The 19039-nt window shown below is 57.7% G+C and carries 18 protein-coding genes and 3 tRNA genes; 11 read left to right on the top strand and 10 right to left on the bottom strand.

All coding sequences use genetic code 11. The annotated features are described in order from the left end of the window. A tRNA-Lys gene (locus QP109_RS03845) sits at positions 1-73 on the bottom strand. Between the two features lie 35 nt (positions 74-108). Next, positions 109-181 (bottom strand) — tRNA-Lys (locus tag QP109_RS03840). A 97-nt stretch (positions 182-278) separates the two neighbouring features. Between QP109_RS03840 and QP109_RS03835 the strand changes: the two genes are divergently transcribed. Beyond that, positions 279-1058 (top strand): metal-dependent transcriptional regulator, encoded by a 780-nt coding sequence (locus QP109_RS03835; RefSeq protein WP_285023390.1) that lies wholly within the window; start codon positions 279-281, stop codon positions 1056-1058. Positions 1059-1093: 35 nt separating this feature from the next. Here QP109_RS03835 and QP109_RS03830 read toward each other — a convergent pair whose 3' ends face one another. Continuing rightward, entirely contained in the window at positions 1094-1534 is a 441-nt protein-coding gene (locus QP109_RS03830) for an HIT family protein (protein ID WP_285023388.1), read from the bottom strand. Between the two features lie 118 nt (positions 1535-1652). Here QP109_RS03830 and QP109_RS03825 point away from each other — a divergent pair, with 118 nt between their 5' ends. Beyond that, complete coding sequence (locus QP109_RS03825; protein WP_285023387.1) at positions 1653-4583, top strand: leucine--tRNA ligase; 2931 nt, start codon at positions 1653-1655, stop codon at positions 4581-4583. 220 nt (positions 4584-4803) lie between these two features. Continuing rightward, a complete protein-coding gene (locus QP109_RS03820; RefSeq protein WP_285023385.1) occupies positions 4804-5766 on the top strand; it encodes an Fpg/Nei family DNA glycosylase in 963 nt (320 codons plus the stop codon). 121 nt (positions 5767-5887) lie between these two features. Here the strand turns inward: QP109_RS03820 and QP109_RS03815 are convergent, their stop codons facing one another. The 3 genes from QP109_RS03815 to cysK form a co-directional block, all read right to left on the bottom strand. Next, on the bottom strand, positions 5888-6379 hold the full coding sequence (locus tag QP109_RS03815; protein WP_006681234.1) for a GNAT family N-acetyltransferase: 492 nt from the start codon (positions 6377-6379) through the stop codon (positions 5888-5890). Positions 6380-6557: 178 nt separating this feature from the next. Beyond that, on the bottom strand, positions 6558-7166 hold the full coding sequence (gene cysE / locus QP109_RS03810) for a serine O-acetyltransferase (protein WP_285023383.1): 609 nt from the start codon (positions 7164-7166) through the stop codon (positions 6558-6560). A gap of 180 nt (positions 7167-7346) precedes the next feature. Beyond that, a complete protein-coding gene (cysK, locus tag QP109_RS03805) occupies positions 7347-8279 on the bottom strand; it encodes a cysteine synthase A (protein WP_285023382.1) in 933 nt (310 codons plus the stop codon). A 76-nt stretch (positions 8280-8355) separates the two neighbouring features. On the opposite strand from cysK, the gene QP109_RS03800 reads away from it, so the two are divergent. After that, positions 8356-8484 carry a hypothetical protein gene (locus QP109_RS03800; protein ID WP_285023381.1) on the top strand — a complete coding sequence of 43 codons (129 nt, stop codon included), beginning with the start codon at positions 8356-8358 and terminating at the stop codon, positions 8482-8484. Positions 8485-8530: 46 nt separating this feature from the next. On the opposite strand, the gene QP109_RS03795 is transcribed toward QP109_RS03800, so the two are convergent. Continuing rightward, positions 8531-9172 carry an IMPACT family protein gene (locus QP109_RS03795; protein WP_285023379.1) on the bottom strand — a complete coding sequence of 214 codons (642 nt, stop codon included), beginning with the start codon at positions 9170-9172 and terminating at the stop codon, positions 8531-8533. Positions 9173-9448: 276 nt separating this feature from the next. Here QP109_RS03795 and rpmF point away from each other — a divergent pair, with 276 nt between their 5' ends. From rpmF to QP109_RS03780, 3 genes are all read left to right on the top strand, one after another. Then, the gene (gene rpmF, locus QP109_RS03790; RefSeq protein ID WP_006681230.1) at positions 9449-9619 is read left to right on the top strand and encodes a 50S ribosomal protein L32; all 171 of its coding nucleotides are present in this window, start codon (positions 9449-9451) and stop codon (positions 9617-9619) included. Positions 9620-9939: 320 nt separating this feature from the next. After that, positions 9940-10012, top strand: a tRNA-Arg gene (locus tag QP109_RS03785). A gap of 314 nt (positions 10013-10326) precedes the next feature. Further along, the gene (locus QP109_RS03780) at positions 10327-10755 is read left to right on the top strand and encodes a winged helix-turn-helix domain-containing protein (RefSeq protein ID WP_285023378.1); all 429 of its coding nucleotides are present in this window, start codon (positions 10327-10329) and stop codon (positions 10753-10755) included. Between the two features lie 95 nt (positions 10756-10850). Here the strand turns inward: QP109_RS03780 and ilvA are convergent, their stop codons facing one another. Further along, positions 10851-12152 carry a threonine ammonia-lyase IlvA gene (gene ilvA / locus QP109_RS03775; RefSeq protein ID WP_285023377.1) on the bottom strand — a complete coding sequence of 434 codons (1302 nt, stop codon included), beginning with the start codon at positions 12150-12152 and terminating at the stop codon, positions 10851-10853. A 351-nt stretch (positions 12153-12503) separates the two neighbouring features. On the opposite strand from ilvA, the gene orn reads away from it, so the two are divergent. The 4 genes from orn (at position 12504) to QP109_RS03755 (ending at position 16922) form a co-directional block, all read left to right on the top strand. After that, positions 12504-13130, top strand: a complete 627-nt coding sequence (gene orn, locus QP109_RS03770) for an oligoribonuclease (protein ID WP_285023375.1) — start codon at positions 12504-12506, stop codon at positions 13128-13130. A gap of 193 nt (positions 13131-13323) precedes the next feature. Beyond that, complete coding sequence (locus QP109_RS03765) at positions 13324-14052, top strand: single-stranded DNA-binding protein (protein ID WP_285023374.1); 729 nt, start codon at positions 13324-13326, stop codon at positions 14050-14052. Positions 14053-14192: 140 nt separating this feature from the next. After that, a complete protein-coding gene (gene ettA, locus QP109_RS03760) occupies positions 14193-15875 on the top strand; it encodes an energy-dependent translational throttle protein EttA (protein WP_285023372.1) in 1683 nt (560 codons plus the stop codon). Between the two features lie 111 nt (positions 15876-15986). Then, the gene (locus tag QP109_RS03755) at positions 15987-16922 is read left to right on the top strand and encodes a nucleoside hydrolase (RefSeq protein ID WP_285023370.1); all 936 of its coding nucleotides are present in this window, start codon (positions 15987-15989) and stop codon (positions 16920-16922) included. Between the two features lie 24 nt (positions 16923-16946). Here the strand turns inward: QP109_RS03755 and QP109_RS03750 are convergent, their stop codons facing one another. Both QP109_RS03750 and QP109_RS03745 read right to left on the bottom strand, forming a co-directional pair. After that, a complete protein-coding gene (locus QP109_RS03750; RefSeq protein WP_285023369.1) occupies positions 16947-17780 on the bottom strand; it encodes a hypothetical protein in 834 nt (277 codons plus the stop codon). Between the two features lie 252 nt (positions 17781-18032). Next, positions 18033-18944, bottom strand: a complete 912-nt coding sequence (locus tag QP109_RS03745; protein ID WP_285023368.1) for a GIY-YIG nuclease family protein — start codon at positions 18942-18944, stop codon at positions 18033-18035. Positions 18945-19039 lie beyond the last annotated feature (95 nt).

Below are 19039 nucleotides of genomic sequence, written 5' to 3'. Positions count from 1 at the left end.
TGCGTCATGGGGGACTTGAACCCTCAACCCGCTGATTAAGAGTCAGCTGCTCTGCCAATTGAGCTAATGACGCGGGGCTCTGCCACAGAATATTCTGTTTTAGAGTTGTGCGTCATGGGGGACTTGAACCCTCAACCCGCTGATTAAGAGTCAGCTGCTCTGCCAATTGAGCTAATGACGCGGGGTCTTGTGACCGATATGAAACTCTACCGCTTCGGGCAGATCAATGCAAAAATAGCAGATGAGAAGACCACCACACCACACTTGGGGAGTTCAATATGACCGGAAAAACGCCGAAATCAGTTGATTCGACCTCCTCGACCTTTCAGCCGGTGGATTCAACATGGGCGTCGTCGTCGCGAATGGCACAGGACTATCTGAAGACTTTGTGGGGTGGCGAAGAATCCGGCAAGCATGGCATGAGCGTGAATGACCTGGCTAGCGCGATGGGAGTGGTTGCGTCGACCGCGTCAGAGAATGTATCGCGTCTGGTGGCGAATGGTTTGGTCACGCATGAGCCCTATCGGAAAGTCCACTTCACGGATGAGGGGCGCGCGCTAGCTATCTCAATGGTGCGTCGTCACCGTCTGCTGGAAACCTACCTGCATGATCGCCTGAACTTCGAGTGGGACGAGGTTCACGAGGAAGCTGAGATTCTTGAGCATGCGATCTCAGATCGTCTTCTTGCGCATATCGATGAAGCGCTGGGCAAGCCTGAGCGTGATCCGCACGGTGACCTGATTCCGCGTGAGGACGGGTCGGTGGTTGAACGCGTGATTTACCCCTTGGTTGCGACGTCGAAGAAAACTCCTGGTGCTGAGGCGGGGAAGTGGTATCGCGTCACCCGCCTGTCCGACGAAGACTCCGCATCCTTGCGTGTTCTCGATAGTGAGGGCATCGGCCTCGACGCGTTGGTTCGTATTGTCGATATTGACCAGGCCGGTCAGGTTTCGCTTGAAATAGGCCACGCGACCGCTCCCATCGTGGGTGCTGGTCGAAGCGCCCGCTTGGCTGGTGATGTTGCGTCGATCGTGATGGTGTCGCCTCTTGAGAACTAAAGGCGATTGAGCGTTGTTTTAGCTTAGCTGGGAGATCAACCCAGCGAAGTCATGCTTTCAGGAACGTGAGAGCCGTGCCCTTGCGACAAGAGGGTGTCGCGGAGTTTCGTCATTGCCTTGTCCAGTTCCTCATCCGTTGCCTTCACTGCGTTCGATAGAAGAACATCAGCTTCTGTGCGTAGCGGGATCACGTGAAGGTGCGTGTGAGGGACCTCGAAACCTGCGATGACCAAGCCAGAGCGGGGGACTCCAAATGCTTTTTCCTGGGCGATTCCGATGATGCGCGCGACTTTCATAAGGTGCGTGGCGACGTTACTGGGCGCATCCGTCCATTTCTCATACGGGGTACGTGGTACGACCAGAACATGGCCGGGAGAGGTGGGTTCGATGGTCGCGAATGCAACGCATTCGTCGTCGGTCCACACGAAGCGACCTGCCCAGACGCCGGAAATGATGTTTTCAAAGACTGTAGTCATGAGGCCATTCTCACCCCAGAAGGGGCCTCGTGGCTAGCGGACGAAGAGGCGAGTTTTCGCGCGAATGGTCTACCCTTGATACAGCGAAGAAAGTCGAAATATCAAGGGGAGGGCCCTGATGAGCCAGGCTTCCAACATGGAACCCGCACAGCGCTATACCGCTGAACTTGCCGGTCAGATTGAAACCGCATGGCAGGATCGGTGGGACGAACGAGGAACCTTTAACGCAGACAACCCGGTGGGTGAGTTCGCAGGTCCTCTAGCGGAAAAGAAGCCGTTCTTCCTTCTTGACATGTTCCCCTACCCGTCAGGCAAGGGCCTGCACGTTGGTCACCCGCTGGGCTACATCGCCACCGACACGGTCGCTCGTTTCCGTCGCATGCAGGGTGAAAACGTCCTCTACACGATGGGCTACGACGCCTTCGGGCTGCCGGCAGAACAGTACGCCGTGCAGACCGGTCAGCACCCGCGCATTACGACCGAGGAAAACATCGCGAATATGCGTCGCCAGCTTCGTCGTCTTGGCCTGTCCCACGATCGTCGCCGTTCGCTGGCCACGACCGACACCGAGTATGTGCACTGGACCCAGTGGATCTTCCTGCAGATCTTCAACTCCTGGTTCGACCCGGAAGCAACCGCTCCCGATGGCTCCATCGGTGCCGCGCGTCCGATCGGCGAGCTCGAAGAGAAGCTTGCCAACGGCCAGGTTGGCGTTCCGGACGGCCGCAACTGGGCAGACCTTGACACGAACGAAAAAGCGAAGGTCGTCAACGACTTCCGTTTGGTGTATGTGTCCGAGGCTCCCGTGAACTGGTGTCCGGGCCTGGGTACCGTTCTCGCGAACGAAGAGGTCACTTCCGAAGGTCGCTCCGAGCGGGGCAACTACCCGGTGTTCAAGCGCAATCTGCGCCAGTGGATGATGCGCATTACCGCTTACGGCAAGCGCCTAGCAGACGACCTTGACACAATCGACTGGCCCGATAAGGTCCGTACGATGCAGCGCAACTGGATCGGTCGCTCCGAAGGTGCGACGGTCCGCTTTGACGTTCCCGCTGCAAGCGAAGTCGGCGCAAGCGTCGACAACCTCGAGGTCTACACGACGCGCCCCGATACTCTGTTTGGTGCCACCTTCATGGTTGTTGCGCCCGAACACCCGATTCTTGGTGGCACGCTTGCCGGCAACGACGATGACGAAGCTGCACTCACGGTTCCGGCCTCGTGGCCTGAAGGCACGAAGGACGCATGGACGGATGGCGCAGCTTCCCCGCGCGAGGCGGTTGCCCGCTATCGTGCCCAGGCTGCAGGCAAGTCGGAAACCGAACGCGCTGACGAAGAACGCACGAAGACCGGCGTTTTCACCGGCCTGTACGGCATTGACCCCGTCAACGGCCACAAGGTGCCCGTGTTCGTCGCCGACTACGTCCTCTGGGGCTACGGCACCGGCGCGATCATGGCTGTTCCCGCGCATGATGATCGTGACTGGGAATTCGCGAACAAGTACGAGCTCGACATTGTTCGCACTATCGGCGCAGTTGATGATCCGTACGGCCACGATTTGACCGAGTCGGCGTACACCGGCGACGGCGTTGCTGTTGATTCGGCGAATGACGAGATCAGTCTGAACGGCCTGGCAAAGGATGAAGCCAAGGCTGCGATGATCGAATGGCTGGAATCCAAGGGCTTCGGCCGTGGAACCGTCACCTACCGCCTGCGTGACTGGCTATTCTCTCGCCAGCGCTACTGGGGTGAGCCTTTCCCGATCGTCTGGGATGAGGACGGCCTGCCACATGCTCTGCCCGAAGATCAGCTTCCCGTTGAGCTTCCCGAGGTATCCGATTACTCGCCGCGCACTTTCGACCCTGACGACGCGAACACCGCGCCGGAAGCGCCACTGGGCCGAAGCGAAGAATGGGTGAACGTCACCATGGATCTTGGCGATGGCCCGAAGAACTACCGTCGCGAAACCAACACGATGCCACAGTGGGCAGGCTCATGCTGGTACGAAATGCGCTACACCGATCCGAAGAACTCCGAGGCGCTGGCTTCGCCTGAAAACCTCGACTACTGGATGGGCCCGCGCGAAGGCAAAAAATCCGGTGGCACCGACCTGTACGTCGGTGGCGTTGAGCACGCGGTTCTTCACCTGCTGTACTCGCGTTTCTGGCAGAAGGTTCTCTTCGACTTGGGTCACGTGCCGGACGCAGAGCCGTACCACACGCTGTTCAACCAGGGGTACGTTCAGGCCTACGCCTTTAAGGACGAGCGTGGACAGTACGTGCCCGCCGACGAAATCGAAGGCGATGAGGCAACCGGCTTCACCTATCAGGGGCAGCCGGTGACCCGCGAATACGGCAAGATGGGCAAGTCGCTGAAGAACATCGTCACCCCGGACGAAATGTATGACGCCTATGGCGCCGACGTGTTCCGCGTGTACGAAATGTCCATGGGGCCGCTGGACGTCTCGCGTCCGTGGGAAACCCGTGCAGTCGTCGGCTCGCAGCGCTTCTTGCAACGACTCTGGCGTAACACGCTGGACGAAGAAACCGGTGAAGTGACCGTCACCGACGAAGAAGCAGATCTTCAGACGAAGCGTCTGGTTGCTCGCACGATTGCCGACGTCACCGTCGAATATGAGAACATGCGCGTGAATACCGCGGTCTCGAAGCTGATCGTCCTCAACAACCACCTGACCGGCCTGAAGTCGGTTCCGCGTGAAGCCATCGAACCTCTGGTTCTGATGATTTCCCCGGTTGCCCCACACATCGCCGAAGAACTCTGGATGCGTCTGGGACACGGTGAGTCACTGGCTCGCGAACCCTTCCCGGTTGTCACCGACGAATCGCTACTGGTCGAAGAGAGTGTCACCGCGATTGTTCAGGTGAACGGTAAGGTTCGTGCGCGCCTCGAGGTCTCGCCGTCGATCAGTGAAGAGGATCTGCGTTCTAAGGCTCTGGCTCAGCCGCCGATCATCAAGGCTCTTGAAGGTCGCGAACCTCTGAAGGTGATCGTACGCAAACCGAGCCTGGTCAACGTGGTGCTCCCGCGCTGATCACGATTGTGATGGCAGCCCTGCGGCGCTAAGCGGTGAGCTTCGCGCCGCAGGTGTTTTATCAAGCAGTGGCATCTTCTGCGAGGCTCACCAAGAACCGATAGCCTGCCACGGTAGCGTGCGAAAAGGCTAGAGCTTTACCGCTTCGTAACACCATGAAGCGGGTTGCTACCAGCCACAACCACCTAGTTATCGTTTGATCCCAGATGAAAGGCCATTCATGCCTGAAGGTGATGCCATCCGTCGTCTTGCCTCGACGCTCAATGAGCTCTTCGTCGGGGGAACTGTGTCTGCTTCATCCCCGCAGGGGCGTTTCAGCGCTTCAGCTAAGCGACTCGACGGGAAGCTGATTCAGCGCGTGCGCGTCCATGGCAAGCACATGTTTATCGGCTTCGTTTCGCCCGAGGCGCCAGATGTGTGGCCCCAGGATTGGATGCATATTCACCTGGGCCTGTACGGATGGTGGCGCTTCAACGGTGATGAGACTGTCGTTGATGAAGGCTACGGTGTCGCCCGTCGCGTTGCTCCCGTTCCGAAGGGGGAGTGGGACGGGCACTCAGAAACCCGCTGGGGCGAAGGCTACGGTCAGGTTGAAGCTGGAAGTTGGGAGCCTCCGGCCCCTGTTGGTCAGGTGCGTTTCCGCATGTTTAATGACCACGCGGTTGCCGATTTGGTCGGTCCGAACCGTTGCGAGCTGATCGACGACGAAGAACGTCAGGTTGCCGAGGCCAAGCTCGGTCCTGACCCGCTGGAAGATGGAGCGCGCGACGATAAGGAATCGGCGAAGCGATTCGCGTCGGTTGCGCACTCTAAGAAGCGCAATATCGGCGAGATCGTTATGGACCAGTCCATCATCGCCGGCGTCGGCAACATCTACCGTGCGGATGCCCTGTTCCTCGCCGGAATTTCGCCCTATCGCAAGGGGGCGAACATTTCCGAAAAGCGACTGAAGGACCTCTGGGTTTTGATCTGCGACCTCATGAATAGGGGGCTCGCTGCGGGGCGCCTCGAAACGATGGATCCCGACGAAGCACCCAACCCACCGATCGAAGGCGACGAGGAAGCGTCACGCTGGTATGTCTACCACCGAACCGGGCGTCCCTGCCTGCGCTGTGGCACGCCGGTCCGCGAAGCGCTCATGCAGAACCGTCGTCTGTTCTGGTGCCCCAGCTGTCAGCGATAAGGCGTCGGTTAAGCGGGCTGGGCCTCGTCAATCGGAGAAAATGACCAAGGTAAGTAACCGCCCAGCCTGCCATGAAACTGGCGGGTAGAAACGGTCGCGGAAGCCGGGGTAGGCGAACCTATTACTTGACGTCGGTGAAGCCGAGCGCGTCGTAGAGGCTGGCGGCTCCCATGTGGCGCGAATCGATCGTCAAGGACAGGCCGTCGAATCCCCAATCCTGGCAACGACGTGCGACCTCTGCGATGAGGGCGGTTGCGATGCCTTTGCGACGGTATTCCGGGGCGACGACAAGGTCGACGACGAACGGGCCGTCGGGAGCGTCGTCCCACGGGGATTCTCTGACGACTTCGATGGCGCCGATCAGTGCGCCACCATCCCATGCGCCAACGAAAGAATCTTCGGTCGTCGCACCGAATGCCCCTTCGAAGGTCATGCGGAGTTCTTCCGAAATCTCGAGCATGGCCTCGGGCGTGTTTTCTTCGCCGTACGCGTCTAGGGTCAGGGCTGCGAGCATCGGAATGTCGTAACGGGTGAGCGTTGCGATCTCGATACCCTCGGGGCGTTCGACATCGGCCAACGCATCAACTGGTGCTTGAAGTGTGCGCTGTTCCATAAACCAAGTGTACGTGGCGTGGGTCACATTATGTGGGACTTTGGTGGCTGGCGTGCTCTTTGTTGCGCTTTAGCTGGGCAAATAGGGGTGCGAGGCCGGCTCAGCACACAAGGCAGGGCACCCGCGTAGCGCCGGTGCCCCGAACCAGAATGAGACGCCGGGAAGGTGCCCTCTGGGATCAGATGTAGAGTTCCGGCTCTTCTAAGAAGTAAGCGGGATCGATGATCAGATCGTCATCCTTCGTGTCGTTGCAGGACTTCGGGATAAGGCGTGCGGGCACGCCAATCGCAACGTTCCCGCACGGAACGTCCTTGACCACGACCGCGTTCGCACCGATTTTAGCGCCGTCGTGGACCTCGATGGGACCCAGAACTTTCGCGCCGGCACCGATCATCACGTGATTGCCGACGGTGGGGTGGCGCTTACCGGACGTCATGGCCACGCCACCCAGGGTGACGTCGTGGAAGATGACGACATCTTCGCCGACCTCGGCGGTTTCGCCAATAACAACGCCCGTCGCGTGGTCGATGAAGACGCGACGACCGATCTGGGCGCCGGGGTGAATGTCAACACCTGTCATGACGCGCGTTGCCGACTGCAACATGCGAGCGGGCAATTTAACGCCTCGAATCCACAAGGAGTGCGAAACGCGGTGTGCCCACAGTGCATGAACGCCCGGATAGGTGAGTGCAACTTCAACGCTTGACTGGGCGGCTGGGTCGCGATGGCGAGCCGTCTGTAAATCTTCCCTGAGAAGCTTGAATGCGCGACGCGGGTTGATCGCCATGGGTGTTCCTTTGGGGGATAACAGTGAACAGAACTGATCCTATCGAGGTTGGACGATTGAGCGCGCGCGTTCAGCGCTCAGCGCAATGTCGGCTAAAGAAAATGCGGGGCGAGGAATGATCCGTGCCCCGCATTCTCTTCAGCTTCTCGCTTCGCCGACGTCCTGTCGGCTTGAAGCAAATCAGTCCTTGTATTCCTCGAATAAAGCGGTCGAGAGGTAACGCTCGCCGGTGTCAGGAAGCAGGGTCACGATCTTCTTGCCAGCAAATTCAGGGCGAGCTGCAACAGCGGTTGCACCGGCTAGGGCTGCGCCGGAGGAAATACCAACCAGCAGGCCTTCTTCAGCGGCTGCCAGGCGAGCAAACTTTAGTGCTTCGGCGCTCTCAACAGAGATGACCTCGTCGATGATCTCAGCGTCGTAGTTGTCCGGAATGAAGTTCGGCATCAGACCCTGGATTGCGTGCGGGCCAGTGGAGCCACCGGTGAGAAGCGGAGATTCTGCGGGCTGAATTGCGATGACCTTAATGTTTGGGTTCTTGGCCTTCAGGGTCTTTGCGACACCGGAGATGGTGCCTCCGGTGCCGACGCCCGCGACGAAAACGTCAATTTCGCCGTCGGTGTCTTCCCAGATCTCTTCGCCCGTTGTGGCAACGTGGATTGCCGGGTTTGCGGGGTTGGCGAACTGCGAGGCGATGATCGAGCCGGGGCGCTCGTCGCGGATGCGCTCGGCTTTCGCAACGGCTGCGGAAACGCCACCCTTTGGGTCGGTCAGAACTAGTTCTGCGCCGAATGCGCGGACGATGACGCGACGCTCAATGGACATGGAAGCTGGCATGACGATGACGACCTTGTAGCCGCGGGCTGCGCCGACCATTGACAGTGCTATGCCGGTGTTGCCGGAGGTTGCTTCGATGATGGTGCCGCCGGGCTTTAAGGCGCCGGATTCTTCTGCTGCGTCGATGATTGATGCTGCGATGCGGTCCTTGACGGAGGAGGCGGGGTTGAATGCTTCAACCTTGGCGACGACGTCCACGCCTTCGCCGGCGAGCTTATTAATGCGAACCAGGGGAGTGTTGCCAATGAGTTCTGCAACGTTGGAAGCAATGTTCGACATGAGAGTCTCCTAAAAGCTTGACTACTGATAATTCAGTGCACGGTAAGTACAACGTGCGAAGTCAGAAAATAATTTCGTGGCATACGACGCATTTGTTCATGCGTCAGGGCGAATGACGACGCTGGGCGCCAGAAAAGTCATTCGCCCAATTAACACGAAAGAAGGCGACGCGGTGCGACCGGATGGCAAGTTCCGCGCTGGGTGAGCGTCACGTGATCGCATGTCATAATTGAATCTTAAAGTAATTGGGGTTATTCGTCCACTTCGACTCTCGTGGTGCCCATCATCTGAAACTGTGAAACACCTGAGGTCAGAGCAAGGATCTGCGCCTCAAAAATCGCACGAGAATCAGGAAGCGTGCCAATTCGGATCGCGACCTCGCTGCCCCAATCGATGCCAAGAATCTGCGCACCCGCATTCCTTAACTCAGCTTCAACCCTGCCAGCCTGGGCAAGTGAAACCCGAGTTTCCAGCACATCCAACGGAACTAGTTTCGCTTTCGGCGCCAGGGCGAGCGCTTTGGATACAGACGATGAATACGCGCGCACGAGGCCGCCCCCACCTAAGAGGATTCCTCCAAAATACCTGGTGACAACGGCGGTCACATTCCACACTCCAGCTAGGCGGAGCGCATCAATCATCGGCGTGCCAGCGGTACCCGAGGGCTCCCCGTCGTCACTCGAATGCTGATGAGGATCACGTTCATCAACTTGAATAAGGAACGCAGAGCAATTGTGGCGAGCCTGTGGATTGTCGGCCTTGACCTCATTAATCAGGGCACGTGCCTCGTCGGAGGAATCGGTGCGAGCAAGAGTCGTGATGAAACGGGAGCGCTTAATCTCGATTTCGTTTTCAATCCGAGTACCCGAACGCACGGTATGAATGACTCCCATATTCACCCCTCTTCCTCAAATACCTCTACACCATCGATACCGTTCTCTAACCTAGCTGATGGCATGAGAGGTGCAGAACATGTAATGAGGATCGCATCTCAGGCAGAGTATCGAACTAGGGGCAAAACGGGCGTTCATGGTACGATTTTCGGGTTGCCGTCAGTGGGAATGGGCCGGTCGGGTCCTTCTCGCGACGTTCTGGCGTCGGACGGCGGCTCATTTTTGAGCCACCAACCGACCATACGACTACCGAGAAGAGAGGGGAGGCACGATTCAATGGCAGTTCCGAAGCGAAAGATGTCCCGTGCGAACACCCGCACGCGCCGCTCCGCGTGGAAGGCAGATCTCACCGAGCTCAACACCGTCAAGGTTGCTGGCCGTGAGGTTCGTATCCCGCGTCGTTTGGCAAAGGCATACAAGAACGGTCTGCTGGACGTCGAGGCCTGATCCTCGATCCTGCAGTTGAGGCCCGGTGCTTATGCGCCGGGCCTTTTCCGTACCTGCTTTCTTGAGCCTGACTGAGTGGGATTGTCGTTTTGTCGTGTGAGGAAAGTGCCGAGGTGGGTGACCTCCGGCACTCTTCTTTGTGTCCTAGGTGCTTGGGTGCACCGTGCGCGGCGACGGTGATGAATGATTGACGGGGCCGGGTTTATCTGCACCCTGTCAGCCCTGACTGGCGCCCGGAGGTGGCATCTTTGGGAGTTGGTGCCCGGTGCCGGTAAACTTGGGTTCCGTCGGCGCAGTCGTTGAGGCTGGTCTGACGCAGTGCCTCCGTAGCTCAATGGATAGAGCAAGGGCCTTCTAATCCCGAGGTTGCAGGTTCGAGTCCTGTCGGGGGCGCAACCGGCCTGATCGTAGTTTTGCTTATGATCAGGCCGTTTTTGTTTGTGCTTCTGCGCCGGTGGTCATGAATCAGCGCGTGTTACAAAGTCTTACAATGTGGTCACTTTCTGGAAAAGTGTGACACCCATACGGCACACTACAACCATGACGACCTTCGCTTACGAAATGTGCTGCCCCCAGGGCGCCACTATGCGTGAGCGAATGTGTATGTGATTGACGCCCCAAAAACCTGTCAATCACTGCCGCAGTGAATCGAAAGCCCCTTTGTGAACGAAGCTGGGCGTGCGGCACCAAAGAAATCTGGATACACCATGACTCTGGTCAACACCCCCGCAACTGCCGTCGTCGATGAAACACCCGAAACATCTTTCGACGACTTCCTTAAGATCCTTGCAAACCTTCGCCTTGCTCCCGCTCACGTTGAGTTCAACGCCGACCGCGGTGCGCTGACCATCCGAGGTGCCCGCATTGCTCTTTGCACCAAAGAACGCGAGTTGCTCACTCACCTTGCCTTGAACTCCGATCGCGCAGTTTCACGCGAAGAACTATTTTCTACCGTCTGGAATGGCACTGGTCTTGGCTCCGACTCACGTACAGTTGACGCTCACATTCGTCGCCTGCGTAAAAAGCTTGCAGAGGCCCCCGAACTGATCTCAACAGTTCGGGGCCAGGGCTACCGCTTCAACACGGGTGAAGGCGTGCGCGTCCAGGCTACCCTGGCGCACACTCTGGCCGCGTAATATGCCACGAGGATAGGCAAGCGTGGCCAGCCTCGTGAATAAGAGAAAACCACACGCCTACCGAAAGCGCCCGCAAGCGGAACGAGCGTGACGCCTCAGATGATCAGGCGGAAGATCTCCGAATCCGCGTGCAACTCTTCGACGTACAGGGGAGAATCCGCCATGCGTCGGCGTAACCCGTCAATGTCATCCTTCGCCGCAATATCGATGCCAACAACGGCGGGCCCAGATTCTCGATTGTTCTTCTTTGTGTACTCGAAGTGAACGATGTCGTCGTGCGGGCCAAGAACATCCTGCAGGAAGAGGCGCAGAGCCCCCGGTTGCTGGGGGAACGTGACCAGGAAGTAGTGGCGCAAGCCCTCGTGACGAAGCGAGCGCTCCATGACCTCGGCGTAACGTGTCAGGTCGTTATTGCCACCGGAGATGATCGCGATGATTGCACCATCAGAGTCACCCAGGTAGCGTTCGCGCTCTTCAGGGGTTGACAGGTAGGAACGGATTGCGGTCGATGCCAGGGCGCCAGCCGGCTCAGCAATGACGCCATCGGACTGGTAGAGGTCGAGCATTTCCGTGCAAACTGCGCCCTCGGGGACAACGAGTACATCGTCGACGTACAGGCGGGTAGCGTCGTAGGCGAGAGCTCCCGCACGACCAACAGCGGTGCCGTCAACGAACGGGTCAACCGATGCCAACGTAATTGGCTCGCCAGCATGCAGGGCAGCGTGCATCGAGGCCGCCCCTTCGGGCTCGACGCCGATGATCTTGATTTCGGGGCGCTTAGCGCGGATCCACGTCGCGATGCCAGCAAGCAATCCACCGCCACCGACGGGAACGAGGATCGCCGCCGTGTTCTCGGGCATCTGTTCGAGCAGCTCAACGCCGATCGTGCCCTGACCCGCGATCGTCATCGGATCATCGTAGGGGTGAACGTAGGTGCGCCCAGTCGCGCGCGCAGCTTCCTGTGCCAGCGCGTTTGCTTTGTCGAAGGTGCCATCAACGATGACCTGCTCCACCCAATCACCGCCGATCGCGGCAATACGATTGCGCTTCTGACGAGGAGTATTCGACGGCAGATAAATCGTGCCGTGAACCTTCAGGTGCGCGCACGAATAGGCAATGCCCTGCGCATGGTTACCTGCCGAGGCACAGACGACGCCACGTTCGCGTTCAGCTGCAGTTAATAGCGACATACGCGCGTAGGCGCCTCGAACCTTGAAGGAACGGCACTTCTGCGTATCTTCACGCTTGAGCAGCACCGGGGCACCAATCGCGTCCGTCAACCGTTCAGAACGCGCCAACGCAGTGCGGTGGACAACGCCACGCAACACCTTTGATGCGGATTCAATATCCGCAGGAGTCGCATTTGTGTGGAACGTAGAAGCGGTTGTGTCGCTCATCAGGTCCTTCAATCGATCGGGAACCGGGAATCGGTCGCAAGCCGGCGCGGGTGCGTACGGCGAACGGATACAGTTTAAAACCGCTTGTCTACCTGCGTCCGATGGTGGTCACGTGGCGGTCAGAGGAAATACATCAGTGGGGATATACTCTGCTACCCCGTGAGGATGCTGGAATTGGAACGAGCTTCAGGGGAGCCTCGTCAATGTGTGCGAAAGGGGAGAGGGAGCCCCCGCGCGGGCGCGACGAAGGTGGCACGTCCTGGGTCGTGAGGAAGGTGGCGTGTCCTGGGGCGCGATGAAGGTGGCACGTCCCACGCAAGAGGGCACAAAACCCCGCGGTAAAATAAGCGAGTGACGAAGAAACTGAAGGATCCATTGGTATGGATCGACTGCGAAATGACCGGCCTCAACGTGAAAGCCGACGCGCTAGTCGAGGTCGCCGTTGTTATCACTGACGCCGACTTGAACATAGTTGACCCAGGTATCGACGTTCTGATCAAGCCCCCAGCAGTTGCCCTGGAGCAAATGAACGACTTCGTGCGCAACATGCACACGACCTCCGGATTGCTCAAAGAACTTGAAAACGGACTGACACTCCACGAAGCAACAGACCAGGTTCTGTCCTACATCAAGCAGTTCGTTCCTACCCCCGGAAAAGCTCTTCTTGCCGGTAACTCGGTCGGCACGGACAAAATGTTCCTCGAGGAATATATGCCCAGCGTTATCGACCACCTTCACTACCGCATCATCGACGTTTCTTCCCTGAAGGAACTGGCGAAGCGCTGGTACCCGAACGCGTTCTACGGCGCACCGACCAAGCACGGTGGTCACCGTGCGCTCGCGGACATTCTGGAATCCATCCAGGAACTTGAGTATTTCCGTCGCGTTTTGTTCCCCTCTCACCGTGTTTCTTCCGAGGCTGCGGCTCAAGCGCTGAAGGAAACTCTGGCTCTTGAAATTCCACGTATTGGTGCCTGACCTGCGTTAACCCGGTTTCGCGCCAGCATTGCGGTCGCGTTATTGCCAAGCCGGGGCAGTTGCCGATAGGAGTTATCCACAATTTCGCTCAAGTGCCACTTATCCACAAATGGCGAGGGACGTGTGAGCGCCCTCGCCAATTGAGTTTCAGACTCATCGTGTCAGCTCAATGGCGAGGATAAAGGAGACACTGATGAGCGACACGACGATTACTTTGCGAGGCCGTATTGGCACGGACTTGCGTGTATCGAAGAGCGCGAACAACCATTTGACGATCCGTTTTCGCTTGGCGGTCACACACTGGTTCGCGTCTGCTGACGGGGTTCTGACGCAGGGGCGTACTCAGTGGTATTCGGTTCATGCGTGGGATCGGCTTGCCGATAATGCCCTGCATTCATTGGCGAAGGGTGAGCCCGTGATTGTAACGGGGCGGCCTCGCGCGAATGCGTGGAAGGATTCTGACGGAAATATTCGCTCTGAAGTGGTTATTAACGCTCAAGCGATCGGGCATGACTTGACCAGCGGAAGAAGTACGTGGAGGAAGAGTATGCCTTCGCCTTCAGGGGGTGGTTCTGCTCTTTCTTCGGGGGACGAGGCCGTGGCCACGCTTACTTCGACGTCTGACGTTTCTGGGGCCAACGTGAGGATGAACTCCGGGGGTGGGGTGTCCGACCCCTTGGGAGCAAGTTTTGAAGACTCTCCTTTAACTGCGTCGAACGCTATTGGTGAGGAAAGCGAAGGTGATTCCGCACCAATGACAGACCCAGAATGTGGCGATGAAGCCTGCGATGGGTCGTGCGGACAAGAGCAATCGTCGACTCTGAAGAAGGTGACGGGTAAGAATCGACGTGTTGATCAGGCGAAGGTGAAGACGAAAGGGGTCTTCACTTATCCCAAGGACAAGTGCCCAGAGGATAAATAAGCTCGCGAGGTCGTGGACATGGTCACGCCCACGCTGTAATTCTCAGCAGTCGTGTGGGGTTCGGCGTGGGTGTGGCTTAGCATGGAGGGGATAACGGACAGTTTTACTGTCATGCACAACCACATGTTGGATGGAGACCAGTGGCTGAGTACATCTACCAGATGATCAAAGCGCGTAAGGCGCACGGGGATAAAGTAATCCTCGATGACGTGTCTATGTCGTTCTTCCCGGGCGCGAAGATCGGTATGGTCGGTCCGAACGGTGCCGGTAAGTCCTCGATCTTGAAGATCATGGCAGGCCTTGACGAACCGAGTAATGGCGAAGCTCGCCTGACCCCGGGTTACAGCGTCGGTATCCTTGAGCAGGAACCGAAGCTTGACGATACGAAGAACGTGATTGAGAACGTTCGTATGGGTGCGGCAGATACTTTTGCGAAGCTCGATCGTTTCAACAAGATTTCTGAAGAGATGGCGAATCCGGATGCGGATTTCGATGCTCTGATGGAAGAAATGGGCAAGCTCCAGGATGCCCTCGATGCTGCGAATGCTTGGGATATTGATTCTCAGCTTGAGCAGGCGATGGACGCGTTGCGTTGTCCGCCGGCAGACCAGCCTGTCAATGTTCTGTCTGGTGGTGAGCGTCGTCGCGTGGCTCTGTGTCGCCTGTTGATCGAGGCTCCCGATCTACTACTGCTTGACGAACCGACGAACCACTTGGATGCCGAGTCTGTGCTCTGGCTGGAAAAGCACCTGTCCACCTACGCTGGCGCCGTTATCGCGGTTACCCACGACCGTTACTTCCTTGACCACGTTGCAGGCTGGATCGCTGAAGTTGACCGTGGGCACCTCTACCCGTACGAGGGCAACTACTCGACCTACCTGGAGACAAAGGAAAAGCGTCTGCAGGTTCAGGGTCAGAAGGACGCGAAGCTTGCCAAGCGCCTGAAGGAGGAACTCGAATGGGTTCGTTCGAACCCGAAGGGTCGTCAGGCGAAGTCGAAGGCTCGTCTGGAACGCTACGAGGAAATGGCTGCCGAAGCGGAGCGCACTCGTAAGCTCGACTTCGAAGAAATTCAGATTCCGCCAGGCCCGCGCTTGGGCTCAATCGTCATCGAAGCAACCAACCTGCAAAAGGGCTTCGGCGAACGCACGTTGATCGATGGACTGTCGTTCTCCCTGCCGCGTAACGGCATTGTTGGCGTCATTGGCCCCAACGGTGTTGGTAAGACGACCCTGTTCAAGACCATCGTTGGCTTGGAGCCTCTTGACGGTGGCGAACTGAATATCGGTGAAACTGTCAAAATCTCTTACGTTGACCAGACTCGCGCCGGCATTGATCCGGATAAGAGCCTCTGGGAGGTCGTCTCTGACGGACTCGACTATATCCAGGTCGGAAACGTTGAAATGCCGTCGCGCGCTTACGTGTCCGCGTTTGGCTTCAAGGGCGCGGACCAGCAGAAGCCTGCTGGTGTTCTGTCCGGTGGTGAGCGCAACCGCCTGAACCTGGCACTGACGCTCAAGCAGGGCGGTAACCTGTTGCTCCTTGACGAACCGACCAACGACTTGGACGTCGAAACCCTTGGTTCGCTGGAAAATGCTCTTCTACAGTTCCCCGGTTGTGCCGTGGTCGTCACCCACGACCGTTGGTTCCTTGACCGCGTGGCCACCCACATTCTTGCGTGGGAAGGTACCGAAGAGGATCCGGCTCAGTGGTACTGGTACGAGGGAAACTTTGAGTCCTATGAGAAGAACAAGATCGAACGCCTTGGTCAAGATGCGGCGAACCCGCATCGCGTCACGCACCGTAAGCTGACGCGCGACTGAGAATCGTAGAGCCTAGGAAGTGGAGCGTGGCCGAATGGCTACGCTCCACTTCGTTATATCGTGGTCACATCAGGGGCCCGTTAGGGGAATGTAAGAGGCAAGGAAAGACACATGATCCCAAGTCAAACGCCACTGTTCTTGGACTGCGATACGGGAATCGATGATGCGCTGGCATTAGCCCTATGCGTTGCCACCCCCAGTTTGAAGCTCGTGGGTGTTGGGTGTGTGTCTGGGAATACTGATGCCGAACAGGCAACGCGGAACACGCTTGACCTTCTTGCTTTAGCGGGACGATCAGGGGTCCCAGTCGCGAGTGGCGCACACGACTTCCTTACCCACCCTTATGCCGGGGGAGTGCCCCATATCCATGGGGTAAATGGCGTTGGCAACGTCGAACTTCCCGCGTCGACCCAAGTCGCTGATACGAGGAGCGCAGCCGAGCTTCTGATCGATCTCGCGTGCGAGTATGCGGGTAGCCTCGTTGTTATTGCTGTCGGGCCGCTGACGAACCTTGCGCACGCGATTGAATTGGAGCCGGCGTTGCCGGAGCTCGTGAAAGAGCTTGTCATCATGGGTGGCGCACTTCGCGTGCCCGGGAACGTTTCGCCTGTCGCAGAGGCGAATATTGCGAACGATCCCGAAGCGGCACAGCGGGTCTTTGATGCCAAATGGCCGATTACCTTGGTTCCTCTTGATGTGACGATGCGATACCCGATGTTCGAAGAACACCGACGAGTGCTACTGGATCACCCGCACCCCTTCGTCAGCGCGCTTGGCGAAATCCTCAACCTGTACTTCGGCTTCTACACGGACGTTTTCGGTCGGCGTTCATGCGCACTCCACGATCCGATGGCAGTGGCGCTCGCCAGCAGAATGTTGAGTGCCAAGCGGAGCGAACAGATGCGAGTCAGCGTCGATACCGCCGATGGTGAAGGACGAGGCCAAACAATCGAACGCCTCGACCCATCGGGCAACGTCCGCGCCGTATTCGAACTTGAAGACGAGCTTGCAGGGCGCTTGGTTCAACAGTTGGTGAGGTTTTACTGAGTGCCTGCCTTGAGGCTACGTGGGCTACTCGTGTTTTAGGTAATCTAGATAATCTTGCATCGCTGTGCGGCGGCGAATGATGCGGCAGGTCATTTCCCTAACCAGATTCAGCCATTCTTCGTACGTGACGGGTTCTTTGGTTGGGAGAATGTTCGGCTGCCAATCGGCGGTAACCCAGTCTTGAAGGAACAATGGCGCTTTATATGGCTTCGCCTTGAACGCTTCGCCATTTATACCAATTCCCAAGTGTCCGAGTAAGCGTTGGAAAGGCTCAGCATATTCTCCTAAGGGCTTATCTCGAGTTGTGTTACAAATCTGTTGTAAGAGCCACTCCAAAGCCTCATCCCAATAATCATGCGTCGGGGCCTTACCTCGTTCGCGATTTAGACCTCTGGGGACAATAATCAGGTTTGCCCGAGTATAGGAGTTGTAGATGAAGTGATGCACATGTTCGTCTTTAAGAATCGTAAAACGGTCGAAGTTTTCCAGCAGTTTGCCGTTCTCGATACATCCCTTACGCGTGGGGTATCCATCTCGGCCGAGGGTAATGCCAGATTCTTCGAGTACTTCCGAGTCGACTAATTTTAGGCCTCTGCGCAGGGTGGTCCACACGGAACACATCCAATCGCCCTGTACGTAGACAGGGAAAGGATGTGTGTTAACCAATTGCCGCTGCTCGATTTCCTCTCCCCATAGGTAAGAGTAAAAAGAATAGGCCTCAGGTGTGTTATCCGGGTCCTTAGGACCGCGTCCGGCCTTATATTCTAACCACTTCTTGAGGTGATCTTCCTCTCCTCCTTCGGAGAGGCTCTTATCGAGAAGGAATTCAGTTAGCGAAAATTCGCTCTTTTTACCCATCACCACACATTAGCAAAGGAAGCCCCCTGGCCATACGAAATTGGTTTAGGCGCTGTCCCACCAACACGTAGCTCTCGTCTGGCTACTCGTTCCTGTTCGGCCCTACATCTTCTGGGAGGGCGGTCAATGAGCGCACCGCCATGCAGATGACCGCGGTTACTCGTGTGTGCGGATTTTGGCTGAGACGATCGCGGACCTGCCGTTGCACGTCTATCGCACCGGGTCGGACAGGTCGAAGGTGAAAGCCACCGATCACAGGCCAGTAGCTGCCGCTTCCAGTTCTGCCGCCTCGAGGTCACGCAGGGTGACCCCATCGGCGGTCTTCCAGTAGACCTTGCCTGAGGTCGATGAGCCTGTCAGGAAGTCTGAGGCCGCAGACGGGGAGGTGAACAACGTGTCGCGCAAGAGTTCGCCGCCTTCGCTGATGCGTTCGGCGAGCCTCTCACGGTTCTTACGTGCTGACTCAGGCACAGAATGGGTCATCCCTGCTCGCAGCTTGGCGCCGGCGAGAACAACGAACCCGTCGGTCGTTTGCCGACCGCTTCCGGACGCGCCAGCCGATTTCAGGAACAGCAGGGGCTCCACACGGGGGGGCGCTGCCTCCGATGGGTTTTGCGTCAGGGTCTTGGCATCATCGACCGCATCGAAAACTCGGTAGCCAAGTGAGCCGATCAGGATCTTCGCCATCGAAATGAACTCGTCGAGAGCAGCCTTCTTCTCCTCGGTCACATTCCCGGGAGAGGGGTCATTGCCATTGACCGCCCTGACACGGTCAGCTAGCAACGCCTGCTGGTAGAACGCATTCTCAAGATAGGAGATCTCGGTGGGGCCGAACGAGTTGTCCGAGTCGATAATCAGGATCGCGTGGGTGAAGTAGTCGAGCTTCTCCTCGCTGAGGTGTTCTGCAACCCTAGCCAGCACGCCGTTGCCGTTCTTACGCTCGCGGGCCTGGCCTACGTAGAGCAACTCCTCGCCGGTCTCAGCGTCAGTGCCAAACAGGAGGTAGATACCGGTTTGCGCTAGCTCGGGGCGATCCTTTGATCGTGTGATCTCGGTGCGCGGGATGAGGTAGACCTTGCCGACCCAGTTGTCCAATGAACACTTGATCCGCCCACTCGGGGACCCGTCCATCAAGAACAGCTGCACAGTCCTTGGAGCTGCCACATGCCACCGCCTTGCCACCAACACCTACAGATACACCTCAAGAGTATTCGTTGCCAGATTCTCTCGGGTCGTTTTTGAAGACACCCGTGAATTGA

This window comes from Pauljensenia sp. UMB9872 (genome assembly GCF_030212665.1).
GTDB classification, from domain to species: domain Bacteria; phylum Actinomycetota; class Actinomycetes; order Actinomycetales; family Actinomycetaceae; genus Pauljensenia; species Pauljensenia turicensis_B.
This window is presented reverse-complemented; position numbering and strand designations above follow the sequence as displayed.